Origin of the sequence: Chryseobacterium bernardetii (genome assembly GCF_003815975.1) — a bacterium.
GTDB lineage: Bacteria > Bacteroidota > Bacteroidia > Flavobacteriales > Weeksellaceae > Chryseobacterium > Chryseobacterium bernardetii.
Window position 1 is genome coordinate 459,569 of the sequence record NZ_CP033932.1, and the last position, 24,001, is coordinate 483,569.

The 24,001-nt window shown below is 36.1% G+C and carries 24 protein-coding genes, 1 pseudogene and 1 riboswitch; of the genes and pseudogenes, 18 read left to right on the top strand and 7 right to left on the bottom strand.

Features of this window, described 5'->3' with window-relative positions; all coding sequences use genetic code 11:
- Positions 1–37 precede the first annotated feature (37 nt).
- From EG339_RS02110 to ribB, 5 genes are all read left to right on the top strand, one after another.
- Positions 38–1,054, top strand: coding sequence for a DUF2268 domain-containing putative Zn-dependent protease (locus EG339_RS02110; RefSeq protein ID WP_228459106.1), 1,017 nt, complete (start codon positions 38–40; stop codon positions 1,052–1,054).
- A gap of 589 nt (positions 1,055–1,643) precedes the next feature.
- On the top strand, positions 1,644–2,483 hold the full coding sequence (locus tag EG339_RS02115) for a hypothetical protein (protein ID WP_123868658.1): 840 nt from the start codon (positions 1,644–1,646) through the stop codon (positions 2,481–2,483).
- Positions 2,484–2,676: 193 nt separating this feature from the next.
- Positions 2,677–3,453: an alpha/beta fold hydrolase gene (locus tag EG339_RS02120; protein ID WP_123868659.1), complete on the top strand. Its 777-nt coding sequence runs from the start codon at positions 2,677–2,679 to the stop codon at positions 3,451–3,453.
- Between the two features lie 18 nt (positions 3,454–3,471).
- The gene (locus EG339_RS02125; protein WP_123868660.1) at positions 3,472–3,834 is read left to right on the top strand and encodes a DUF2200 domain-containing protein; all 363 of its coding nucleotides are present in this window, start codon (positions 3,472–3,474) and stop codon (positions 3,832–3,834) included.
- 191 nt (positions 3,835–4,025) lie between these two features.
- Positions 4,026–4,151: riboswitch (FMN riboswitch) on the top strand.
- 92 nt (positions 4,152–4,243) lie between these two features.
- The gene (ribB, locus tag EG339_RS02130) at positions 4,244–4,891 is read left to right on the top strand and encodes a 3,4-dihydroxy-2-butanone-4-phosphate synthase (protein WP_123868661.1); all 648 of its coding nucleotides are present in this window, start codon (positions 4,244–4,246) and stop codon (positions 4,889–4,891) included.
- Positions 4,892–5,093: 202 nt separating this feature from the next.
- Here ribB and EG339_RS02135 read toward each other — a convergent pair whose 3' ends face one another.
- Positions 5,094–7,178, bottom strand: a complete 2,085-nt coding sequence (locus EG339_RS02135) for a TonB-dependent receptor plug domain-containing protein (RefSeq protein WP_123868662.1) — start codon at positions 7,176–7,178, stop codon at positions 5,094–5,096.
- A gap of 185 nt (positions 7,179–7,363) precedes the next feature.
- Here EG339_RS02135 and EG339_RS02140 point away from each other — a divergent pair, with 185 nt between their 5' ends.
- Positions 7,364–8,116, top strand: a complete 753-nt coding sequence (locus EG339_RS02140) for a DUF3575 domain-containing protein (RefSeq protein ID WP_228459689.1) — start codon at positions 7,364–7,366, stop codon at positions 8,114–8,116.
- Between the two features lie 113 nt (positions 8,117–8,229).
- On the opposite strand, the gene EG339_RS02145 is transcribed toward EG339_RS02140, so the two are convergent.
- The gene (locus tag EG339_RS02145) at positions 8,230–8,445 is read right to left on the bottom strand and encodes a hypothetical protein (protein WP_066698089.1); all 216 of its coding nucleotides are present in this window, start codon (positions 8,443–8,445) and stop codon (positions 8,230–8,232) included.
- A 438-nt stretch (positions 8,446–8,883) separates the two neighbouring features.
- Between EG339_RS02145 and EG339_RS02150 the strand changes: the two genes are divergently transcribed.
- The 4 genes and pseudogenes from EG339_RS02150 (at position 8,884) to EG339_RS02165 (ending at position 11,418) form a co-directional block, all read left to right on the top strand.
- Positions 8,884–9,735, top strand: coding sequence for an alpha/beta fold hydrolase (locus tag EG339_RS02150; RefSeq protein ID WP_123868664.1), 852 nt, complete (start codon positions 8,884–8,886; stop codon positions 9,733–9,735).
- A pseudogene (locus EG339_RS02155) lies at positions 9,735–10,203 on the top strand (RNA polymerase sigma factor). The gene EG339_RS02150 and the pseudogene EG339_RS02155 overlap by 1 nt, the downstream one beginning before the upstream one ends.
- On the top strand, positions 10,193–10,783 hold the full coding sequence (locus tag EG339_RS02160) for a hypothetical protein (RefSeq protein WP_123868665.1): 591 nt from the start codon (positions 10,193–10,195) through the stop codon (positions 10,781–10,783). Before EG339_RS02155 ends, EG339_RS02160 begins: the two are co-directional and overlap by 11 nt.
- Complete coding sequence (locus tag EG339_RS02165; RefSeq protein WP_123868666.1) at positions 10,783–11,418, top strand: class I SAM-dependent methyltransferase; 636 nt, start codon at positions 10,783–10,785, stop codon at positions 11,416–11,418. Before EG339_RS02160 ends, EG339_RS02165 begins: the two co-directional genes overlap by 1 nt.
- Before the next feature lie 77 nt (positions 11,419–11,495).
- Here the strand turns inward: EG339_RS02165 and EG339_RS02170 are convergent, their stop codons facing one another.
- From EG339_RS02170 to truA, 3 genes are all read right to left on the bottom strand, one after another.
- Positions 11,496–13,256 carry an ABC transporter ATP-binding protein gene (locus EG339_RS02170; RefSeq protein WP_123868667.1) on the bottom strand — a complete coding sequence of 587 codons (1,761 nt, stop codon included), beginning with the start codon at positions 13,254–13,256 and terminating at the stop codon, positions 11,496–11,498.
- A gap of 359 nt (positions 13,257–13,615) precedes the next feature.
- A complete protein-coding gene (locus EG339_RS02175) occupies positions 13,616–13,969 on the bottom strand; it encodes a hypothetical protein (RefSeq protein WP_123868668.1) in 354 nt (117 codons plus the stop codon).
- 23 nt (positions 13,970–13,992) lie between these two features.
- Complete coding sequence (gene truA / locus EG339_RS02180; protein ID WP_123868669.1) at positions 13,993–14,724, bottom strand: tRNA pseudouridine(38-40) synthase TruA; 732 nt, start codon at positions 14,722–14,724, stop codon at positions 13,993–13,995.
- 107 nt (positions 14,725–14,831) lie between these two features.
- Between truA and lpxK the strand changes: the two genes are divergently transcribed.
- The 6 genes from lpxK (at position 14,832) to EG339_RS02210 (ending at position 20,597) form a co-directional block, all read left to right on the top strand.
- The gene (lpxK, locus tag EG339_RS02185; RefSeq protein ID WP_123868670.1) at positions 14,832–15,857 is read left to right on the top strand and encodes a tetraacyldisaccharide 4'-kinase; all 1,026 of its coding nucleotides are present in this window, start codon (positions 14,832–14,834) and stop codon (positions 15,855–15,857) included.
- A complete protein-coding gene (locus EG339_RS02190) occupies positions 15,841–16,656 on the top strand; it encodes a purine-nucleoside phosphorylase (RefSeq protein ID WP_123868671.1) in 816 nt (271 codons plus the stop codon). Before lpxK ends, EG339_RS02190 begins: the two co-directional genes overlap by 17 nt.
- Positions 16,657–16,748: 92 nt before the next feature.
- Positions 16,749–17,264 (top strand): TlpA family protein disulfide reductase, encoded by a 516-nt coding sequence (locus EG339_RS02195; protein ID WP_123868672.1) that lies wholly within the window; start codon positions 16,749–16,751, stop codon positions 17,262–17,264.
- Between the two features lie 79 nt (positions 17,265–17,343).
- Positions 17,344–17,799, top strand: coding sequence for a GNAT family N-acetyltransferase (locus EG339_RS02200; protein ID WP_123868673.1), 456 nt, complete (start codon positions 17,344–17,346; stop codon positions 17,797–17,799).
- A gap of 182 nt (positions 17,800–17,981) precedes the next feature.
- Entirely contained in the window at positions 17,982–19,079 is a 1,098-nt protein-coding gene (gene dinB, locus EG339_RS02205; RefSeq protein WP_123868674.1) for a DNA polymerase IV, read from the top strand.
- A 45-nt stretch (positions 19,080–19,124) separates the two neighbouring features.
- Positions 19,125–20,597, top strand: coding sequence for an alpha-amylase (locus EG339_RS02210; RefSeq protein ID WP_123868675.1), 1,473 nt, complete (start codon positions 19,125–19,127; stop codon positions 20,595–20,597).
- A gap of 76 nt (positions 20,598–20,673) precedes the next feature.
- Here EG339_RS02210 and EG339_RS24105 read toward each other — a convergent pair whose 3' ends face one another.
- Positions 20,674–20,841 carry a hypothetical protein gene (locus EG339_RS24105; protein WP_164465395.1) on the bottom strand — a complete coding sequence of 56 codons (168 nt, stop codon included), beginning with the start codon at positions 20,839–20,841 and terminating at the stop codon, positions 20,674–20,676.
- A gap of 132 nt (positions 20,842–20,973) precedes the next feature.
- Positions 20,974–22,320 (bottom strand): carboxylesterase family protein, encoded by a 1,347-nt coding sequence (locus EG339_RS02215; RefSeq protein ID WP_123868676.1) that lies wholly within the window; start codon positions 22,318–22,320, stop codon positions 20,974–20,976.
- A 362-nt stretch (positions 22,321–22,682) separates the two neighbouring features.
- Here EG339_RS02215 and EG339_RS02220 point away from each other — a divergent pair, with 362 nt between their 5' ends.
- Together EG339_RS02220 and EG339_RS02225 are read left to right on the top strand one after the other, a co-directional pair.
- Positions 22,683–23,516 carry a cell wall anchor protein gene (locus EG339_RS02220; RefSeq protein ID WP_123868677.1) on the top strand — a complete coding sequence of 278 codons (834 nt, stop codon included), beginning with the start codon at positions 22,683–22,685 and terminating at the stop codon, positions 23,514–23,516.
- 6 nt (positions 23,517–23,522) lie between these two features.
- Complete coding sequence (locus EG339_RS02225; RefSeq protein ID WP_123868678.1) at positions 23,523–23,999, top strand: hypothetical protein; 477 nt, start codon at positions 23,523–23,525, stop codon at positions 23,997–23,999.
- Positions 24,000–24,001: the final 2 nt, after the last annotated feature.

Genomic DNA, 24,001 nt, shown 5'->3' on the forward strand with positions numbered 1-24,001 from the left:
ATTTTAACAATTCTATAATACATCTGAAGCGCTTACAATGAAAAAAATTCTTCCGTTTTTATCAGCATTTATCATTCTTAGCTGCTCTATGCAATCTACTCTGGTTAATAAAGATAAAAACTTTGATTACAACCGGTTAGAAAAAGTTGCCGATAGTGTGAAGGTTGAAAATATTGTGATTAAAAACCTGTTCAAACACCAGCTTCTTGCCCATAAAAACCAGCAATATGATTCCGTGAGCATCGTTAGAAATGTTTATCTGCCCCATAAAAAACTATGGGACAGCTGCTATAGTGTTATTTTCGGGGATGAAAATGCTCATTTGTTCAATAATCCCGGAGGAATGATCTCATGGAACAAAAATTTATATGAAAAAAATAAACAGGAACTGGAAGAAAAGGCCAATATTATTCTGACTATTGATCTCAAAAAACATTTCTACCAAACCCTTACCCAATTCAATAAACTGGTTCCTTATAAGCCTAAAGCTAAAATAAGTTTGATTTTCACTCCTATTACCGGAATCTCATTTGGTGGCTGTAATGCTGAACAATTTGCACTGGAACTTAACAATAAAGATGTTGACATTCTATACACTCTTGAAAAGGGCCTTCCTCATGAATTGAACCATCTTGTATATGAGCATTTCAAAAATGCAGACAGTAACGGAGGTTCTGCACTAGGCCAGACAATAGATGAAGGTTTTGCCTGCTATTTCACTTATATATTTTTTAACCGTAAGATGGAAAAATATGAAGCGGTTGAAAATATGACAAAGGAAAACTGGGAGTGGTATCTCAGCCATGAAAAAGAAATCTTCACAAAATTAAAGTCCTATTTCTCTGACCGTTCAGGGAATAATCCGTTGCTGAGAAATGATAAATTCAAGCTTTTCCCGGATGCTCCAAAATCTATGAATTATTGGCTGGGATTCAGGATCATTGAAAAATATGTTGAAAAAAACGGCCCGGGTTCCTGGAAAAACATCTATCATTTAAGCGCTAAAGATCTTTTGGACAAAAGCGGCTATGAAGATTATATAGAAGGGCTTTAGGAATTCGCAATTTTCAAATAATCAAAATTTGACGCTTTTATTACTATTATTTCTATTTAAAGAACATTGGAACTTATGGTTTATTGCTTAAGAGGAAAACATGTGGATAACTTTTCCACAGTTAACCATATTTCATTTTATAATTGTGGATAACTTTTTAGACACACTTCAAAACAATCAATAAACTATTAACATACAATAATTTAAATAAAATAATTATCCACATCATCTCACTCACACTTACTATCATATGTGAATAAAATGATGTGGATAACTTTTTACAACCTATACACTCTCTTTATTTCCCGACATATCCATGACTTTAAATGAATAAAAACATACCACAATTTTATAATCATAATTGTTTATAATTATTTTTTCTGTAATTTTAAAAAATAAAACAAATCACCATTAGAAGAAATATAGAATACATTTACATTTTTAAAAATTAAGGAAATACAGGCACCTTTATACTATATATTTAGCTATTCCCGGTTTGATATACAGATAAAATAACAGCCATCTTAAAATTTTCACGGTTTTAAAAACCATCCACAAAACAATGAAAACAATTTAATACCCTCATTCAATGACCACAACCGACATTCAAAAAAACATCATTCCCTATATTGGGGAAACAGTTCCGTACATTACGATTCCGGAAAACATCACATTTAATGACCATGTTATTGAAAGTGAAATATCCGGCCACGACTTCAGTAATGAAAATCTCACTCACCTTCTAAAAGCACTGGCCTCATTAGGAAGCTGCAGCTTATACAAACTACTAAACGATTCTTCTAAAGAAAAAATCTATTTTCTGGGGGAAAAATTAAGGATCAGAAAATTATCTTCCAGCCCCATTCCAGACACCATATCCATTACCGGCAGAAGCTATCTGGAATCCAAAAGAAAAGGGAAATCCTGCCTTAACGCAAAGGATAAACAATCAGGAGAAATCCTCTATTCTTTTGAACTGGACTATTATATCATCAATCAGGATTCATTCAAGCTTTTTTATAAAGATTTTTTCAATGATACTCCCATAGAAAACTATGATGAGAAGCTTCCCGAAGGCCAAATAAACAAAACCGGAGACCATCATCAGTTCACCATATCCATCATGCCTTTTACACTAAGCCAATGCAAAGGTCATTTCGAAAACTACCCTATTGTTCCTTTTGTATTTGTTGCCAATTGTGTACTGAGGGAAATTTTCAACTCTTTAGAAAACCGGAATACTTACGAAATTGACAGCCTGGAAGGCTATGCTTCCCGGGCCATGCCCATTGAAACAGAGTTTCTGGTTGAAGCTTTTCAACAAAAAATCCTAAAGAACCTCATCTACTTCAAATGTGAAATAAAGGATACCTTAGGGAATTCTTATGCTGTGATGATTATTAATATCAAATCGGAAGCAAAGAAATAGAACAACCCTGAAGCTCAAACCATCCCTGAAAAGCAGTTTTATTTTAAGGGATCTTTATCATAGCTGACCTCAATAAGTGTACATTTTATATTTTTAACATCAACAGATTACATAAAGAAACACACACTTTCTACAGACTTTTGTACCTTAGTTTCTTTAAAATTCTCACACATCAACATAAAATAAAATTTCAATGGAAAAATATGCCGTTTCTTCAGATGGTCAAAAAATTCATTACAAGGAAAGCGAAAGCAGAAATACAGCAGTAATTTTAGTCCATGGCTGGCTGGGGAATACTGAATGGTGGGATGACCAACAGAAATATTTAACTCCCAATTATCATGTTGTACAGATAGATCTTGCCGGACATGGTAAATCAGATTCTTCAAGAGAAACCTGGACAAGCTCCCAATATGCAGACGATATAAAAGCTGTAGCAGATGCCATAGATGCCCCTGAAATTATTCTTGTAGGCCATTCAATGAGTGGTGCTTATGTTCTTGAAGCTTCTTTAAAAATTCCAAAAGTAAAAGCCTTAGTCTTAATAGACACCCTGAAAGACCTTGATGAATCTTTTACGGATGAACAGGTGGAACAAATACTATCCATGTATCGTTCTGACTTTAAACATGCAGTGGAAAACATTCTTCCTCAATATCTTTTTGTGGAGCAAACCCCTCCTGCAATAAGAGAAAGAGTGCAGCATGAGTTCCTTCAAAATGATGCTGAAAAAGCAATCAATGCACTTAAGCCTTTATACACAACAGATTTCAGGAAAGTTGCAGAACAGGTTCAGGTACCGGTAATAGCTATTAATTCGGATGCTTCTCCTACCAATCTTGAAGGCAATCGTAAATATTTGAAAGATTATGATTATGTAACCATTACAGGAGTTGGCCATTATCCGATGCTTGAAAATCCTGAAGAATTTAATTCCATTCTTAACAAAGTACTACAAAAATTAGCCTGAACATTAGACAAAAAAGCCATGCAAAACACCAAGATTTTCACAACAGCTTTTGCAAGTGTTTATCCGTATTATATTCAAAAAGCAGAGAAAAAGGGCCGGACAAAATCTGAAGTTCACGAAATTATTCAATGGCTTACCGGTTATAATGAACAAGAAATTCAGGAACAGCTGGAAAAGGGAACTGACTTTAAGACTTTTTTTGAACAAGCCCCACAGATGAATCCCAATGCTTCATTAATAAAAGGTGTAATCTGTGGATACCGTATAGAGGAAATTGAAGATGAACTCATGAGAAACATCCGCTATCTTGATAAACTGATTGATGAATTGAGCAAAGGAAAAAAGATGGAGAAGATATTAAGGAATAAGCCGGAACAATAAAAGCTATAATACATATAAAAAACCACTCCCATCTGTGAGTGGTTTCGCTTTAGAAGCCAATCATTCATTGATAAATCAATCATAAAATTCTTTTCCATATCAAAAAACTTCCCGAAATTAGCAGCTTGTGCATTAAATGTATTCAATGAAATAAAAAATTTAAATTAATACATACAGTAAAACTTAGTATAAGTTTTCTTCGGGGCAGGGTGAAATTCCCTACCGGCGGTTACAGTCCGCGACTCCTTTCATTTGAAGGGACTGATTTGGTGAAATTCCAAAACCGACAGTTAAAGTCTGGATGGGAGAAGAAAATGAGACGTACGGTAAGATCCTTCGCAGGCTCTTATGGTATTGTATTTCATTTCCATGTACCGAAGACTATTTTAACTTTTAAAAGTAAAATAACATGGAAAAATTATTAGAACAATTCGGAGCAACCTCCAAAGAGCGCGTAGAAAAAGCGCTTTCAACATTACAACAGGGGAAAGGTATCTTATTAGTAGACGATGAAAGCCGTGAAAACGAAGGCGATATCATCTTTCCCGCTTCCACTATCACAGAACAGGACATGGCACTTCTGATCCGCGAATGCAGCGGTATTGTCTGCTTATGCATTTCCGAAGAAAAAAGCAAACATCTGAACCTGCGCCCGATGGTGGAAAATAACAATTCAAAAAATCAAACAGCATTTACCATTTCCATTGAAGCCAAAGAAGGAGTGGAATCCGGAGTTTCGGCAAAAGACCGTGTAACAACCATCAGAACAGCTGTCGCAGCAGACGCAGTGGCAGAGCACATTGCAAGCCCCGGACATGTTTTTCCTCTGATTGCTAAAAAAAATGGAGTATTTGAAAGACGTGGACATACGGAAGGAAGTGTAGATCTTGTAAAAATGGCTAATCTGGGCGATGATGCCGTACTTTGCGAACTTACCAATGAAGACGGTTCTATGGCAAGACTTCCTGAAATCGTAGATTTTGCTGTCAAAAAAGGAATGAGCGTGGTAACCATAGAGGACATCTACGCTTACCGAAAAATGATTATGAGCAACTAACTAAAACTACATCATTTAATGCACAGAAGCCGCCCGACATTGTTAGGCGGCTTTTATTTAAATTCCCATTAGATTTAAATGTAGAAAAATATTAAAAAGTAAATGTCCACAGTCTGGGGCGGAAAATTTATCAAAACACTTCATTTTAATTCCGGAAACATAAAGTTTTTTTTTAATACGGACAATCCGTTTTCAGAACGCTCTAAAAAGTAGCTGCCGGAGCTGTATCATTATTCAGTTTTTTCTGGATCTCAGTCTTCTTTCCTTTAGAAAAATCATAGCTTAATCCCAATATAAACATAGATTTATTATTCATGATTTGTGTATGAAGCCTATAATCTACCAGGCTTTCAGAAAGGCTTTTTGTTTTGTATTCCGAAGGCATTCCTATCCAGTACATCCCTGTGGAAAAAGTTAGATTGTTATGCTTATAACTTACAAAAATATGATTCTGATTTTCATTGGTATTCAAAAAAGCCCCATTAAGACTATAAGCTGGAATATTAAATTGATACTGTGCTGAGAACTTTTTATATTCCGAGGACACCACAAAATAATTTCCGAAATAATCATTTTTAATCACTGTTCCTGTTCCTGTTTTCACCATTTCAGAAGTAGGAGTTAAAGAAGCTTTTATTACTAAAAGATTACTTCCGAAAGGTTTATATGAACCCGTAAGCTGCACTCCGTACTGTTGAGAATATTTTCCATTTTCATAAGTTAATGCATAGCCACCAAAAGTATGATCCAAAATATAATACTGATTAATAACCCTATCCGTGTAAGAATAGAATGCATTTAGATTAAAATCAAAATACTTGTTATTTAATGAATATGTCAGGCTATTGGTCCATTTCTGCTGAGCCTCAAGAAAAGGGTTTCCTTTCTGAACAATATTGGGAGCCAGCTGTACGATATTACTGCTGAGCGCATTACTCAAAGGACTTATAGGTTTATAACTGCTCGTCAATCGGAGGCTTTGGTTATTTTTAAGCTGGTAAGCCAATACAAGTTTTGGAGTAAAAGACCACTCATCAAAAGTATTTTCTGCGCTTTTATTATGAATATGGGTTAATCCCACTCCGATATGATAGCTGAATTTATTTATTTTTCCTGAAAATTCAGTATAAAGGTATTGTTCCAGATAAGTGACCTTATATTGAGAGTATCCGGAAAGGTTATTCAGATCATTGGAAATTGAAGATCTTGAGATACGATATCCGGATGAAAGTTTTCCAGCTTCAAAATCACGGGTATGCGCTAACTCTCCTACAAGACTTGTTTGCTTTGCTTTTAAAACCATATCATTATCATACACAGAGATGCCGGAACCCGTAATCCACTCCTTAGCTGTTTCCGAAGAATTGGTTGTATAATCGGACCCTACAAGATTAATACTCAGTTCATCCTTCATACCTATTTTTTTTGAATAATAAAGATCTACCTTCGGAATTACATAATCTGATCCATTATTTTTAAACATTGAATGTTCTTCACCAGAATTCTCCACAGTAAAAAAGCTTTGTCCTGTTCCTTTTGAAAAACGGTTGGAAATATTCATATTCAGCTTCACCTGAAAAGCATAATCATCAGGAACCAGCCTGGTATAACGTAATGCTATAGTTTGAAAAGTATACCCAAAATGATCTTTACGGTTCTCATTAGAACGGTAATGCTGTGCACCCAGCTGATAATCATAGATACTGTTTACCCTTCTGTCCGTGTAATCCCTTAGATTAATAGAGTATTCCAGCCCTATATCGTTCTTTCCTTTTGTATAATTGGCATACGCAGATGCATTTACAAAACCAGTATCCAGCGCTGAAGATCCTTCAGCACCAAAAACATATCCCGTTTCCGTAGACCTTGTCAGAATATTAACTACAATATCCGCCCTGGTTGCCCATCTTGCCGGGGGAATATCATAATACTCCACCTTCACCACCTCACTGGGGGCAATACTCCTGATCTGCATGTCCGTAGCTTCAACTCCGTTAACCAGGAATAAAATGGCACCTCCTTTTGTACCTGTAATCGTATTGGAAACAGGATCCAGCTGCAGTTCCGGAAGCGTACTCAGTAAATCCTTTGCATACCTTGCTTTTTCCAGAGCTTCCTTATCAAAAGTATACACCGCCTTATCAGCAAACTGTTTTTTGCGCTGTGCTTTTATAATGATTTCCTGAAGTTCTTTCGTTCCGGAAGCACTCGCTGTATCTTTTTTTATTTCCTGCGAAAAAGCCAGAGCTCCATAAAGAAAGCAAATGGTGTATATCGTTTTTTTCATATCAGAAATGGATTATACTTTTAGGACAACCAATTTGTAAAATCCATTACATTCATTTTAATTGTAAAATAAAAAAGCACCATTATCATTAAGAATTTGAATAGTTTTTTCATTAAATTCAAATTATTATGTTAAATTCAGCCTGCTTTTTGCTGCTATTTTTTTACACCTTAAAATATAAGATTATGAAAAATATAATTCTGCTCATCCCCTGCCTTCTGTTTTCAGCATTAGAAGCACAGGAGGGCCAAAATGTTCCTGCTGAAAAGATGAATATCATCAAAACGAACGTTACTGCTTATGCTTTCAGGAATATCAACCTGTCTTATGAACGCGCCTTCAACCGATGGTTTTCTGTGAATATTGGCTTTGGAACCATGCCGGAAGGAAAAGTACCCTTCATTAATAGCTTCCTGAAAGATAAAGATGAAAAAAGATTTGAAAATCTAAAGGTAAAAGCCACCAATTTCACCATTGAGCCTAGATTTTATATTGGAAAAGGCTATGGAAAAGGTTTTTATTTTGCTCCTTATTACCGGTATTCTGATGTTTCTTCCAACACCTTTGATTTCTACTATGATTATAACGGCCAGGATGGAAACACTTATCAAATTCCTTTGAAAGGCCAGGGAAACACCAAGGGAAATAGTGGCGGACTTATGGTAGGTGTACAATTTTTTCTTACCCGAAGCCAAAATCTGGTCCTGGATTTCTGGATTGCAGGAGCTCATTACGGAGGCGGAAAAGGGGATTTTACAATGACCTCAGATTATGTTCTTACTCCGGATATGCAGGCTCAGTTAAAAAAAGAAATTGAAAACCTGGATATTCCGTTTGTAAAATACACTGTAGAAACCAATGCCAACGGAGCAAAGATAAAAGTAGACGGGCCATGGGCCGGTTTCAGAAGCGGACTTTCTTTGGGATATAGATTTTAAAATAAACCTCAAATATTTGACTGGCTTAATTACTATTCTGTTTTTCCACGTAATAGTACTAAACATGACAAACAATCCGGCGCCACAGAGAATCTGCGGCGCCGGTTATATTTTTAATGATAGGCCTGTTTAAATTTCTCTATGATATTGTCCAGATTATGACGCTGAACATACACAGTCTTCACCTCTTCATATCGCGGTGATTTGTAGAAAACTTCATGAAAATCCATACTTCCGTTTCCTACTTTTACTACTTTCTGTACTTCAATATTAAGTTTTTTTAACTCGTCTTTAAAGACTTTGAATTCATCTTGGATACTACTGCTCATTTATATTTTTTAGTTTTTAGTTAAAAAATCCATTTTTCGCCTGCACACCCCATTATCTTTTGGGGTCAGGACTTAAACCTTCAATAAAATTAATAAATTTTTCAAATATAAACACCATTAAGTTATTATTTTTTTGTTTTATTCATTAAAAACACCAAAACTCAATTCATTTAACAACATCCATTAATCACCTATCAGAGAGGAAACACAGATCAAAAGCTTTGAACATCGCACAATACATGATTTTTATCATATCAGAACTAAAAATCTGACAGTATACAAAATATTAATTACAAAAAGTTTTAAAACAGGTTTTTCTCAACAGTAAAGGTTTCCAGGGAAGAAAAAATATTTTTTTTAAAAAAATAAAAAAAATAGTGTAACATTTTAAAAAGACGCGTCTCTAAAAGACAAATAAACCTTAAAACTTCAAAAATCATGAAAAAAATCACATTCCTTCTTATCATCTTGTTATTTTTTGCAGCAGTATGTAATATATTTGGCCAGGAAAAAACATATCCGTTTGAGGTAAAAAAATCCGGAAGGGGAAAACAATCATTAATCCTGATTCCCGGGTTTGCCTCTTCAGGAGACGTATGGAATGAAACAACCGCAAAGTTTGAAAAAGATTTTACCTGCTATATATTAACCATGGCAGGGTTTGCAGGGGCAAAACCTGATGCAGATGCCAGCTTCAAAGATTGGGAAAAAGGAATTGCAACTTATATAAAGAATAATAAAATTGAAAAGCCCGTTATCATTGGACACAGCATGGGAGGTGGTCTTGCTATGGCTATTGCAGCAGACTATCCTGAGCTGGTGGGTAAAATTGTGATTGTGGATACTTTACCTTGCCTGGCAGCACTCTCCAACCCTAATTTTACATCCAGAGAAAATAACGACTGTTCACCAATCATTAATAAATTTACAGCAATGACCGATGAACAATTCCTTCAAATGCAGGCCCAATCTATCCCACGACTTCTGGCAGATACTTCTATGCAGGATACAGTGATTGGCTGGAGCATGAAATCTGACAGAAAAACATTCGCCAAAATGTACTGTGATTTCTCGAATACCGATCTTAGAGAAACCCTTAAAAATATACAGTGCCCTTCCCTGGTCTTACTGGAATCTTATTTTGCATTAATGAAACCCGCTATTGAAGCTCAGTATGCTCATCTTAAAAATGCTACCTATCAATATTCTACAAAAGGATTACATTTCATTATGTATGATGATAAAGAATGGTATTTTAATCAGCTTAATAACTTTTTATCTTCGAAGTAATGGTGTTTGAGGATATTTACGAATTGTACTGGCAAAAGATATTCCGCCTATGCATGGGGTATGTGAATGATACTGATGCTGCCCAGGATCTTGCTCAGGAAACATTTATCATCGTATGGCAGCAGCTCCCGAAATTCAGGAATGAATCCAGCGTGGGAACATGGATCTTCAGAATTGCTTCCAATAATTGTCTCCGGCAGATTGAGAAAGAAAAAAGATTTTCCAAAACAGATCTTCCCGTTAATCTGGAAGAGAAAAAGCAGGAATCTATGGAACCTCAGATCCAAATGCTCTATAAGTTTATTTCCGAACTTCCTGAAACGGAGAGAATTATCATTTCTCTGGAACTGGAGGAAGTAAAACAGGCAGAAATTGCCCAAATCACAGGACTTTCAGAATCCAACATCCGTGTAAAAATATAGGATAAAAGAAAAATTAACGCAAAAGTTTAAAAATAATGGATACTAATATCGATTTCAAAAATATCTGGAAGCAACAGTCTTCTCCCAAACCCAATATAGAAGAACTCCTTAGCAGACTGAAAAAGTTTAAAAGCGAAAACATTCGTAAACTGATAATTGCCAATCTCCTATTGATTGCTACCTGCTTATTTACTGCTTTTATATGGTATCGTTATCAGCCTCAGCATATCAGCACAAAGGTCGGGATCATCCTTGTGATTCTTGCTATGGTTATTTTTCTGCTGGCCTATAACAGAATGTTTAGGGTCTTTTATAAGATTGACAATACCCAATCTAATACTGAATATCTTCAAAACCTATATCTGGTAAAAAGTAAACAGAAGTTTATTCAGACCACTATGCTTAACCTGTATTTTGTTATGCTGCTTTTGGGGATTTGCCTTTATATGTATGAATATACTTTAAAAATGCCGCTCATTCCCGGAATATTGGTGTATGCAGCTGCTTTGCTATGGATAGGTTTCAACTGGTTTTATATAAGACCTAAAACAATAAAGAAGCAACAGGAAAAAATTGACGGATTAATTAATAAATTTGAAGAAATAAATAATCAGTTAAAAGACTAATGAATTCTTCAGCCAACAAAAATCATTGGGAAAATGTGTATGAGACTAAAAATCCGGATCAGGTAAGCTGGACCCAGAAAAAACCTCAGACTTCGCTTGATTTTATTAATTCTTTCGGATTGGGAAAACAGGCTAAGATTATAGACATTGGTGGTGGAGACAGTAATCTGGTTGACTTCCTGCTTGAAGAAGGCTATGAAAATATTACGGTTTTGGATATTTCTGCCAAAGCTTTGGATAAAGCAAAGCAAAGATTGGGAGGCAAAGCCGATAAGGTAAAATGGATTGCTACAGATATTACAGCTTTTGAGCCTGCTGAAACCTATGATATCTGGCATGACAGGGCTGCCTTTCATTTCCTGACTACTCCGGAACAGGTTTCAAAATATGTTGATATTGCTAAAAAAAGCATCAATGGTTTTCTGGTTTTAGGAACTTTTTCCAAAAACGGCCCTACCAAATGCAGCGGACTGGATATTCAGCAATATGACGGGGAATCTCTTTCTGAAGAATTTAAAGAAAATTTTGAAAAGATTGGCTGCATAACAGAAGATCACACTACTCCTTTCGGGACTGTTCAAAACTTTGTTTTCTGCAGTTTTAAAAGCGCTGATCCCTATAGTTCATTCAGGTAATGGCAATGAATCAATATTTAAAATTCTGATACAAAAAGAGAGCCTAAAGCTCTCTTTTTGTATGGTTTAGGAATATATTATTTTGATTTTTCCTCTTCTTCCAGTTCCACTTCATGTCTCAACTGCGCTTTGTATAAGGTGGCATAGTAGCCATTTTTATCCAGAAGCTCCAGGTGCTTCCCTTCTTCTACAATTTTACCATGTTCCATCACAATAATCTTATCTGCTTTTTCAATGGTGGAAAGCCTGTGAGCAATAATGATGGAGGTTCTGTTTTTGGTAATTTTCTCAGTAGCTCTCTGAATCAGCTTTTCACTTTCATGATCAATAGAAGAGGTGGCTTCATCCAGGATCAGAATCTTCGGATCAGATAAATATGCTCTCAGGAAGGATAATAATTGTCTTTGTCCCAAAGAAATAGACGAACCTCTTTCACTTACCACATAATCATATCCGCCCGGAAGCTGTTCAATAAACTGGTCTACTTCAATTTCTTTAGCACCAGCCTTTATTTTCTCAAGGGTAATTGTATCATCTCCAAAAGCCAGGTTTTCAAAAATGCTTCCGTGGAATAAAAATACATCCTGTAATACTACTCCGATATGGCTTCTTAAATTATACAATTCATAATCTTTCAAGTTCACATCATCAATAAGGATATTTCCGGAATTGATATCATAAAGCCTTGTAATCAGGCTGATAATAGTAGATTTCCCGGCACCGGTTGCTCCTACAATGGCAACAGTTTCTCCAGGATTTACTTTGAAATCAATACCTTTCAGTACTTCCTGCTTTTCATCATAGGCGAAATGTACTTTCTGGAATTCAATTTTACCTGCAAAATGATCTTTTTTAACAGTACCTGTATTGGTCATTGAATTTTCTTCATCCATTAATCCCAATACTCTTTCTGCTCCTACAATTCCTCTCTGAATGTTGTTGAAACGGTCTGCAATCTGTCTTAAAGGACGAATCAGCATTGAAATATACTGGATAAAAGCAATAACAACCCCGGCACTAATGGTGATATATCCGCCATAAAACAGGATAAACCCTATAAATAATGAGGAAATAAGTTCCACTACAGGAAAGAATAGTGAAAAAATGAAAACAGTTCTCAGCAATGCTCCTTTAAGGGTAATATTGATGTCATCAAACTTTCTAAACTCAGATTCCTGTCTGTTGAATACCTGAATAATCGGCATTCCCGCCAGCCTTTCCTGCACAAACGAGTTCTGGGTAGCCGTCCATGTTCTTTCATCACCAAAAGCTTTCTTCAGTCTTTTTTGGAAAAACCTTGTAATAACAACCATTAAAGGCAAAATCGCCAGAGTAATATAGCTTAAATGAACATTCGTACTGAACATCATTACCAAGACAAATACAATTCTCAGAATATCTCCGAAAACCATTAGAAATCCGTCTGTATACACAGTAGCAATGGTTTCCACATCGCCTACAGCACGGGTTACCAATTGGCCGATTGGCGTTTTATCAAAGAATGAAGTTTTAAAATAAATTAGTTTGGAATATAATCTTTCACGGATATCACGGATAACATTCTGCGAAATGAAGTTGGAGAAATAAACCAGAAAAAAGTTCAGAACAGTTTCTGCAAACACCAATCCTACAAGGATATAGATATGCTTCATCATCAAAGCCTTATCCTGCAGCTTTGTAATATCATTATCTACAACCTCCATAGTAAGATATGGCCTGTAAGTAGAAACAATTGAAAGTATGACGGAAATGATTAAAGTAAGGATGAACCAGGAACGAAACTTCATCCCGATAAAGAACAGCCTTTTTACAATTCCCCAGGTATCTTGTTTTTTCATTATACGAATTGAAGAAAAGAATTAAAATTCTATGCAAAAATAAGACTTTATAAGTTGTCTGCCTTTACAACTTTCACAAATCGCCATAGAAAATATAAGATACCTATCATTTACAGAATGAATATCTTTTGTAGGCAACGCGTTATTGAAGTGACCAAAAATATTTAATAATAACCTACAAGCAAGTAACACTTAAGTGTCTGCAAGATGAAGAATAAGCGCACTAGAACTTTCTGAAAACCTTTGATTTTCTTCTCATAAGCATTTTTATACACCGATATTTGAATCCTTAAGTGAACTTAAGTGTTTTTGTAATCTTTTGTGGTTTTACAGTTTTGACCTTCAAAAACCGAGCAGGTTTATTTCTGTGAATCTTCGGGAATCTCACCTATCTTTTGGATTTCCAAAGATGGTTTTTGCAGATTCTCTTTCTTATATTTTTGTTCAAGAAGCAGATAAACACCCCACACTGCTAAAAGAGAGATCAGCCAGCCAACAAGATTAGCTGCAGAGAAACCTGTATAATTTACATTATTCACAGCAGCAGGGTCTGTGGAAGCCAGATAAACTCCATAAGACATCCCTAAAATAATCTGGGTTCCCAGATAGATTCCGACAGCCAGCAGCCCCAGCTGCCATTTTACTTTTCCGAACCTTTCTGCTAGACGAGCATAATATCTATAGGCTCCAATAAGAATAATGATTGATAACATGATTATAGTTTTTAGTTTTTTATTTAAAATTCATAGCCTACATCCACAAGATACAATCCGTGGGCAGGAGCAGAGGTTCCGGCAGCATTACGGTTTTTATCCTCAATAACTTTGCGTAAATCTTCAGGCTTAAGTTTTCCGGTACCTATTTCTACCATTGTTCCTACAATAGCACGAACCATATTTCTAAGGAAACGGTTAGCAGAAACAGTAAACTTCAGTTCCGCTCCATCCTGTTCCCATTTTGCAATATACATTTTGCAGATGTTCGTTTTATTGTCGGTTTTCAATTTAGCGAAACTTGTAAAATCCTCATACTCAAAGAGGATTTTACAGGCTTCATTCATTTTATTTATATCCAGAGGCCTTTTCCAGTGCTGCCAGGCGGATTCCTGGGTAAACGGGTTTTTCGACAGTGAAATATAATATTCATACGTTCGGTATGTTGCATCAAAACGGGCATGAAAATCATCTTTCACCTTAAAAATCCTTTTGATGGAAATATCCGGTGGAAGAAAACTGTTCAGCCTGCGTGGAAGTTCATCACTCAGCTCCTGATCCGTATCAAAGTGTGCAAATATTTTTTTGGCGTGAACTCCGGTATCTGTTCTCCCGGCTCCTGTTGTCTTAATCTCTTCTCTTAAAATGGTGGAAAGAGCTTTTTCCAGTTCTTCCTGCACGGAAATAGCATCCGGCTGTATCTGATAGCCGAAATAATTCTTTCCGTTATAAGAAAATTCTATAAAGTATCTCAAAGTATTATTATAACTCCACAAAAATACTTTAATTTAACAAATATTTGTTGAAAAGTCTTTGATAATATTACTCCAATGCTTATTAAAATTCCTATTTTTGCATTCGTATGAAAAGATGGTACCTTTATCCTTTTTCCCTTGCTTATCATATGGTGACGGGTATCCGAAACACAATGTATGATCTGGGGATTTTTAAATCGACAAAATTCAAGACACCGATAATCAATGTCGGGAACCTTTCTGTGGGCGGAAGCGGGAAATCGCCGATGGTGATGTATCTTGCCCAGTTTTTATCCAAACATTACAGAACCGGAGTCCTGTCACGAGGCTACGGAAGACTTACAAAAGGCTACGAAGTAACAAATTACGACAGTAATTACAAAATTGTGGGCGATGAAGCCATGCAGCTTTTTGAACGTTTCAAAAACCGTTTTGTAATCGCTGTTTCAGAAGAACGTGTTCCCGGAGCTAAAAAAGTGATCGAAGATATGGATCTCGGAGTCCTGATACTGGATGATGCTATGCAGCACCGTGCCATTAAAGCAGGATTCAATATTCTGATGACTGATTTCAATGATCCGTTTTTCAAAGACTACCTTCTTCCTGCCGGAGACCTCAGAGAATCCAGAGCCGGAGCCAAGAGAGCTGATATCATCATGGTCAGCAAATGTCCTGATGAACTGACGGAGGAAACCAAAAGGTATTATATTTCAAGGATCAGGCCTTCTCATAACCAAAAAGTATTCTTTTCATCCATTGGTTATGACGAAAACGTGTACGGAAAAGATAAAATGCTTCCGGACAACAACCTGAACTATTACGATATTTTATTAATTACCGGAATTGCGAATCCTAAACCGCTTCTTGAACATCTTGCTAAATTTTCAAAAAGGGTTACTCATCTGAAATTCAGAGATCATCATAATTTCACGGATGATGATATTAAAAAAATCCTTGCGGAATATAAAAAATTAGGAGAATACAAGCTGATATTAACCACAGAGAAAGATTACGTTCGTCTGAAAACTTTTGACTATCTTAGAGAAATTGTTTACTACTGGCCTATCAATGTTGTTATTGATAAAAAGGAAGAATTCAATCAAATCATCTTAGATTATGTTAGAAAGAATTAAAGAGACAGCTGATTTTATCAAGAACATCATTCAGGATACTCCTGATTTTGCCATTGTTTTAGGATCCGGACTTGGAAAGCTCCAGAATGAAGTAGAACCGATCCATATTTTAGAGTATAAAGACATCCCCAATTTTCCACAGACTACAGTAGCCGGACATACCGGGAAACTGATCTACGGAATCCTGGAAGGGAAAAAAGTACTTATGATGAGTGGCCGTTTCCATTATTATGAAGGACATTCAATGGAAACTGTAACTTTTCCTGTCAGAGTTTTTCATTTACTGGGAATTAAAAACCTTGCTCTTTCCAACGCATGCGGCGGAGTAAATCCAGATTACAGCATTGCAGATATCGTTATTTTAAAGGATCATATCAATATGATGCCCGAACATCCGCTTCGTGGAAAAAATATTGATGAATTTGGACCACGTTTTGTGGATATGAGTGAACCTTACAACAAAAAAATGATTGCAGTGGCAGAACAGGCAGCTGCAGATCATAATATAAAAATCCATCAGGGAATCTATGTTGCCCTGCAGGGTCCTACTTTTGAAACCCCAGCCGAATACGGAATGATTAAAGCCATTGGCGGTGATATGGTAGGAATGAGCACCGTTCCGGAAGTAATTGTTGCCAGACATATGGGAATGGATGTATTCTGTATTTCCGTGATTACTGATCTTGGCGGTCCGGATATTGCTTTCGCTGTTTCTCACGAAGAAGTTTTGAATGCTGCCAATAAAGCCATGCCTAATGTTATTGCAGTAGTAAAGGGTTTCATTAAGAACTATTCATAGAAATTATCAATATATAAATTTTTCCCAATTCATAAAAAAATCAATCTCAGATTGCAATGCATTGCTTAGTTTTGTGTAAATGAAATTGTAGAATGAAAAAGCTGTTATTAATTTTTATGGTAGGACTGTTTGGCTTAAGTTATGCCCAAAAGGTCCCTGCTGCTCTTAAAACCGGATTTTCCAAAGAAGCCTTAAAGCAAAAGCTGGAAGATGAGGATGGAAAAACAATTACTATCCAGGAAATTCTGGATCAGCATAAAGGGAAAGTCTTAGTAATCGATTTTTGGGCCGGATGGTGCAGAGACTGTCTTCAGGCATTACCCAAAGCTGAAGTACTAGAAAAAAATAATCCTAATATTGACTTTGTTTTCTTATCATTAGAAAGATCAAAAGAAGGATTTGATAAGAGCCTGGTAAGATTCAATATGAAAGAAAAAGAAAACTATTGGTTTGCATCAGGCTGGAAAAATGATTTCAATAATTATGTGGACCTGAACTGGATTCCAAGATATATGGTTATCGATCAGAAATCGGCTATCGCCAAATATTATGCTATTTCTCCGGAAGATCCTGAAATTCAGCAGACCATAGATAAACTTTTAAAATAATTTTTTAACCATCATAAACCTTGGAGTTTAAACATTTCTATAAAAGCGGAATGTTTAAACTTCAACTTATTTTTACACCATGATCACAAGAGAAGCCACAGAGCAGGATTTAGAAATCCTTTTAACATTTGAGCAGGGAATAGTTTCTGCAGAAAGACCTTTCAACAGCACATTCATTGATGGAGAGATCCACTATTATGATTTAAGCCACTTTATTACATCACCAGATGCCACTTTAATTGTTGTAGAAGAGAATAATGAGATTGTAGCATCAGGCTATGCCCTTATCAGACAATCTGAAAAAAATTATTACAAGTTTGAAAACTATGCTTATCTGGGGTTTATGTATGTAAAACCTGAATACAGAGGCAGAGGAATTAACAAAATCATTACTGACGAACTTATTAATTGGGCAAGATCCAGAAATATTCAGGAAATAAGACTGGATGTTTATGCTGAAAATGAATCTGCGATAAAAGCTTACGAAAAAGCAGGTTTTGAACCTCACCTTCTTACCATGAGACTGAAATCGTAAAAGGTAGGAGGCTGAAGAAAGAAGTTGAGAGTAATTTAAGTTACCAACAACTAGATATCATTGTTAATTACTTTTCAATCAATTAATTGGTCATACCTTTCCATATCGACCTGATTGACTTTTCTCTTCCAGCTTCTAACTTCCCTTCTATACATAAATACAAGAATCCATATCTTTGTGATATGGATTTTTCTTTGCCGCTTCGTAAAATTATTCACGTAGATATGGACGCATTTTATGCCTCCGTAGAGCAGCATGATAATCCTGCTTTAAAAGGAAGGGCTATTGCAGTTGGAGGCCAGCATCGTGGTGTGGTGGCTGCTGCAAGTTATGAGGCCCGAAAGTATGGAGTTCGTTCTGCCATGCCCAGTAAAACGGCGAAGGAGAAATGCCCGGATCTTATATTTGTTCCGCCGCGTTTTGCCCGTTACAAAGAAATTTCAAAAATGATCCGTGAGATTTTCTATGAATATACTGATCTTGTAGAACCTCTGTCTTTGGATGAGGCCTATCTTGATGTTACTGAAAATAAAAAAGGAATTGAATCTGCCAATCAGATCGCAAGAGAAATCCGCCAGAAAATATTTGAACAGACAGGTCTTACAGCCTCCGCAGGAATTTCCGTTAATAAATTTTTAGCTAAAGTAGCATCCGATATCAATAAACCTAACGGTCAGAAGACCATTCATCCGGATAAGGTAGAAAGTTTCCTGGAGGAACTACCCGTGGAAAAATTTTATGGGGTTGGAAAAGTTACGGCCAACAAAATGTTCAGTTTAGGAATTTATAAGGGAAAAGATTTAAAAAAGAGATCGCTGGATGACCTGGTAAGAATATTTGGAAAATCTGGAAAGCATTACTACAACGTAGTTCGTGGTATCCATACTTCAGAAGTTAAACCTCATCGGATCCAGAAAAGCGTGGCGGTAGAAAGAACTTTTTTTGAAGATCTTTTTGATGAACAGCAGATCAACGAAAAACTGGAAAGCCTGAGCGAAGAACTTCATCAGCGTCTACAGAAAAACAGCATCCTCGGAAGAACTTTAACCTTAAAAATTAAGTATAAGGATTTCTCTCTTTTTACAAGAAGTATCACCCGGGACGAGTATTTTTCTTCTCCGGAAGAATATTTCAATACCGGAAAAAAACTTTGGGAGTTACGTCCTTTCGATAAAGCAGTACGATTGCTTGGGCTGTCTCTTTCTCAACTGAATACGGAAGAAAAAAAACTTGTTTCCGTTCAACTAAAAATCCCGTTTAAAGAATTCGAAAATGAATAGGTTGTATTTTTTTGCTAACTTGTAGTCATCAAATCAGCAAATTATATGAACCCAACAATGATTCAGTTTTTCCACTGGTATTCTGAAGGTGGTGGAAAGCTATGGAAAGAAGCCGAAAAACAGGCCAGATATCTGGCTAAACTGGGAATAACTTCTGTCTGGTTTCCTCCTGCCTATAAAGGAACAAACGGGGGCTATTCTACAGGATATGATGCCTATGATCTTTATGACCTTGGAGAATTTGACCAGAAAGGAACCATGCCCACCAAATATGGTACTAAAAAGGATTATTTAAAAGCCATCAAAGCATTAAAAAAACAAAATATAGAAATTATTGTAGATATTGTTCTCGGTCATAAGGCGGGTGGTGATGAGCTGGAAAAATTCAAAGTGGTAAAGGTAGATGAAAACAACAGGGAAAAAGTGATTTCCGATGTTATGGAAATTGAATCCTATACCAAATTTACATTTCCCGGAAGAAATAAAAAATATTCTGACTTTGAATGGAACTTTACCTGCTTCAGCGGTGTGGATTATGCGGAAGGCATGGAATCCCATATTTATAAAATTTTATCAGAGTATGGTGATGATTGGGAAGAAATGATCCATGATGAAAAAGGAAATTACGATTACCTGATGTATAATGACATTGAACACAGGAACCCTTTTGTACGGGAAGAACTTAACAACTGGGCCAAATGGTATTTTGATGAAACCGATTTTGACGGAGTTCGCCTTGATGCCTTAAAACATATTTCTTTTGATTTCTATAAAGAATGGCTTACATTGCTCCGTTCCAATTCCGGAAAAAATATTTTTGCGGTAGGAGAATATTGGGCCCCAGGCTACCTTCATCTGCTTCAAAAATATATTGAAGTTACTGAAGGCTGTATGAGCCTTTTTGACAGCTCATTACAGAATAATTTCCATAATGCATCCAAGGAAGGGGATTCTTATGATCTCAGAAGGATTTTTGATGAAACTCTTACCCAGGCAGATCCTTTACATTCAGTAAGTCTTGTAGCCAACCATGATACCCAGCCGCTTCAGGATCTGGAAGCTCCCGTAGAAGCCTGGTTCAAACCTCTTGCCTATGCTTTGATCCTGTTGCGGAAAGATGGATACCCATGTGTATTTTATCCGGATTTATATGGGGCTCATTATATTGATAAAGATTGGGGCGGACACGACCAGGAAATTTTTATGCCGAAAGTAGATGGCATCGAAGAACTTTTAAAGGCAAGAAAAGATCATGCTTACGGTGAACAGCGGGATTATTTTGAGGATGCCAACTGCCTCGGGTGGGTACGCGAAGGAGATGATGCTCATACAGGATGTGCTGTAGTACTCAGCAATAAAGATTCTTATAACAAACCAATGGAAGTTGGAAAACAGTATGCAGGAAAGAAATTCAAGGACTTATTGAAAAGATTCAAAACTAAAGTAACCATTGATGAAAACGGCTGGGGAGATTTCCCTGTCCCTGCCGGCAATGTAAGTGTCTGGATTCCTGAATAACAACAACTTTCATTAAAAAAAGTATAAAAGCGCCCACTATTGATGGACGCTTTTCGTTTTATTATCATACAGAATATCAGCATTTAATACCGCGGCAGCTCCATAAATCCGGTGCCCATTCACAGCAGTAATTGTCTTCATTATAGAAGCAGCATATTCTGTCTCTGATGATGATACCTCCCTGTACATGTTTAAGTTCCTCTCTGTTAACTTTTCTAGCGTTTTGAAGTTTTGTTGATTTCATAGTTTAATGTTTTAGTATTTGGTCTTATAAAGATAACAAAAAAGACATTAAAATTCATAATCAACTATAAAACAAATAAATAAGATGATATTATTATAAAAAGAACACTAATCAGTAACTATTTCATCACATTTAAGGTGATTCTATTTTTTCTATTTTAAGGATTTCCGGCCGCTCAGACTGATCTGAAATGTTTCCGGTTCTCGCAAATTCTGCCCAAAGGGCCCTGAGCTTTGTTCCATGCTCATGAATACGTTCCCAGGGAATATTTTTCAACATTTCGGAGGATTTCCAGGCAGATTCGTTACCGAAAATTAAAGGAAGGTCAATGCAATGCGGTGCTCCAATAGCATTTTCTTTCAGTTTAGAATGTATTCTGAATAAATAGGCATTACCACCGCCTTTTGCATGATTTTCTGCAAATTGTCTGGCTGGTGATCCATAGATAAATTCTGTAGTTTTCTGAACCGTTTTATCCATAATTCTCAACCCAAGACCTTTCCCGAAATATTTATTTAAAGCTTCTGAAGTTTTGAGATAAAATGCTGTTTCATCATTATTCAAGCCAATCAATACATCATATTTTTTTGCATTTACTTTCCATTTTTCAACAGATTCCTCTTCGCTACATAAAGGTGTAAATCCATATTGGGTACCAAAAGGCATCGCAGCTTTCAAACCGTATTTCATAACAGAAGGAACAAATCTTCCGTAATCATCCATCATCTTATAAACATCAGTCTCATCTTTAATCCCTTCTGTTTTCTTCAGAAACTCGGCTGACATTTTCTGTCTTTTATAGCGTAATCCCAACGGTGCACTCTGAATAATTACCCGCTGGAACAGGTCATCAACACCTTCTGAGATCATTAGATGGGCAATTGCATCACCACCAGAAGACTGACCAAGCAGGGTAATATTTCCAGGATCTCCTCCAAAATCTGTAATATTGGTTTTGATCCATTTCAATGCTTCAATCATATCCAGTAGCCCTAGATTAGGTGGTCTTTTTTCATTACCTCCTAAAAAACCAAAGAGTCCCAGGCGATAGGAAACCGTCACCACAATAATGTGCTGCTCTTTCACCCATTCAGCAGGATCTGCAGTGGGAAGATCACCACACCCAATTTCATGGGAACCACCGTGAACCCATACCACTACCGGAAGCCTCTCATTATCAGGTATATTTTCAGGACGGGTAACAGAAAGATATTGTGTGGATTCTTCAGGTTCAAATTCTTCAACAGGAGTTATACCAATCATTTTTTCTACAAGCGGACTTAGCTTCTGTGGACAAACCGGAGTTTTATCCTTAAACCTGCTGTCAAAAATAAAATGATCTACAGGAACAGGTTTTTGAAATCTTTCTGAACGGGCATACCGAATACTTTTTGCCCTGATGATCCCGTTTTCTTTAAATGCTGTAATTGTTCCGAATTTGGTATTGAGAACCACCGTTTCTCTATGCTGTGAGTTCATTTTTTTAAACTGTGAAATCTTTAGCTTAAAGATAGTTCTGTTTTTTGAGAATAGAAAATTTATATGGCTAATTAAACATTAATGCCTCTATCGTTCAGTTGTTTTCAGTTTATTTCACTACTTTTTAGTAGGTTATTTTACTTTTTAGCGAAGTGTTGAATATTGAAACAAAAAATAATTTATTTTTTTACGTCAATTTTTGTCGTTTTGCGGGGGTAGGTTTGCATTATAACTGCTAAAGAATAGATTAATAAGATTAAAAATGTTTATACTAAATCTATTAAATAAATCTTTTCATTGTGAACTAAAAAATATACTTTTGCAGAAAATTTAAAATACAATTACTTAATACACATACAACTATGAAAACACAATTATTCTCGTTGGCATTATTAGTGTCATCATTTACATTTGCGCAATCATGGAATTTAAACGGAAATACAGGAACTAACCCATCCAATAATTTTATTGGGACTACGGATAATCAACCTTTAGTGTTAAAGTCTAATAATAATGCAGGGCTTCGTTTATTGCCAGCGGGAGATGTAAGAGTAGGCTTAAATGATGTTGACACAGCTTCTCCGGCAGAACTAAGAGTTTATAATAGTGAAAGTACTCTTGTTGAAGTTGCCAATTCATTGGGAAGATTTCAAATTGCGAAGGCTGGATGTGATGGTTGCTACTCGGAAAAAGCTGGAGATACTGTGCTTAGAAACTTAGGAAAAACCCATAATATCATACTTTCTCTTCCCAACGATAATAATGACGGTACATCTTATATTGGTATTAATGATGGCGCTCGTGGTACATGGATTAAATTTTTCAATAACGGAATTGCAAGATTTGATGGCAAAATAAATGCTAAAGAAGTTGAAGTAAAAGCTAATGTATGGGCTGATTATGTATTTAAAAAAGAATATCAGCTGAGATCTTTAGAGGATGTTGAAAAACATATTATTGAAAAAGGGCATTTGCCTAATATTCCTACTGCTCAGGAAGTGCTTGAAAATGGAATTAATCTTGCTGAGATGAATTCTAAGCTGCTTGAGAAGATTGAAGAATTAACACTGTACTCTATTGAACAAAATAAGAAATTAAAGTCTCAAGCAGAAGAAATTAAGATATTAAAGAAACAATCCAAAGAGCTTCAGGAACTGAAATATCAAGTTCAACAATTATTATCCACTAAAAAATAATCACAAATGAAAAGAAAATTACTATCACTATCATCGCTGATGATAGGTTTTTTCGGATTTTCCCAGACCGAAGTGTATTTCAAGTATGATGAAGCCGGAAATCAAAGATACAGAGGAACAAATTCAGCAGGAAGAACAACACAGGAACCAGCAACTGCGGAATCTAAAATAGTTGCTACAACCCAAGTTCAACCTGAATCTCAAATGATAGATAAAGCTACTTTTTGGAAACAAATTAGGTTGTATCCTGTTCCTGTTAGTGATGTTCTGACTATCGACTGGACTGAGAAGGTAGACGGACTTATCGAATCGGTTTCACTGTATCAGCACAGTACCGTTCACTGGAAATTCCAGCAGCAGAATATGCCTGATTTGAACAGAAAACTTAAAATCAATATGACCGGCTACGATTGGGGTATTTATGTTTTGCACTTTACGTTGAAAGATGGAAGAGTATTCAGCCGAAACATCACGAAACGATAAAC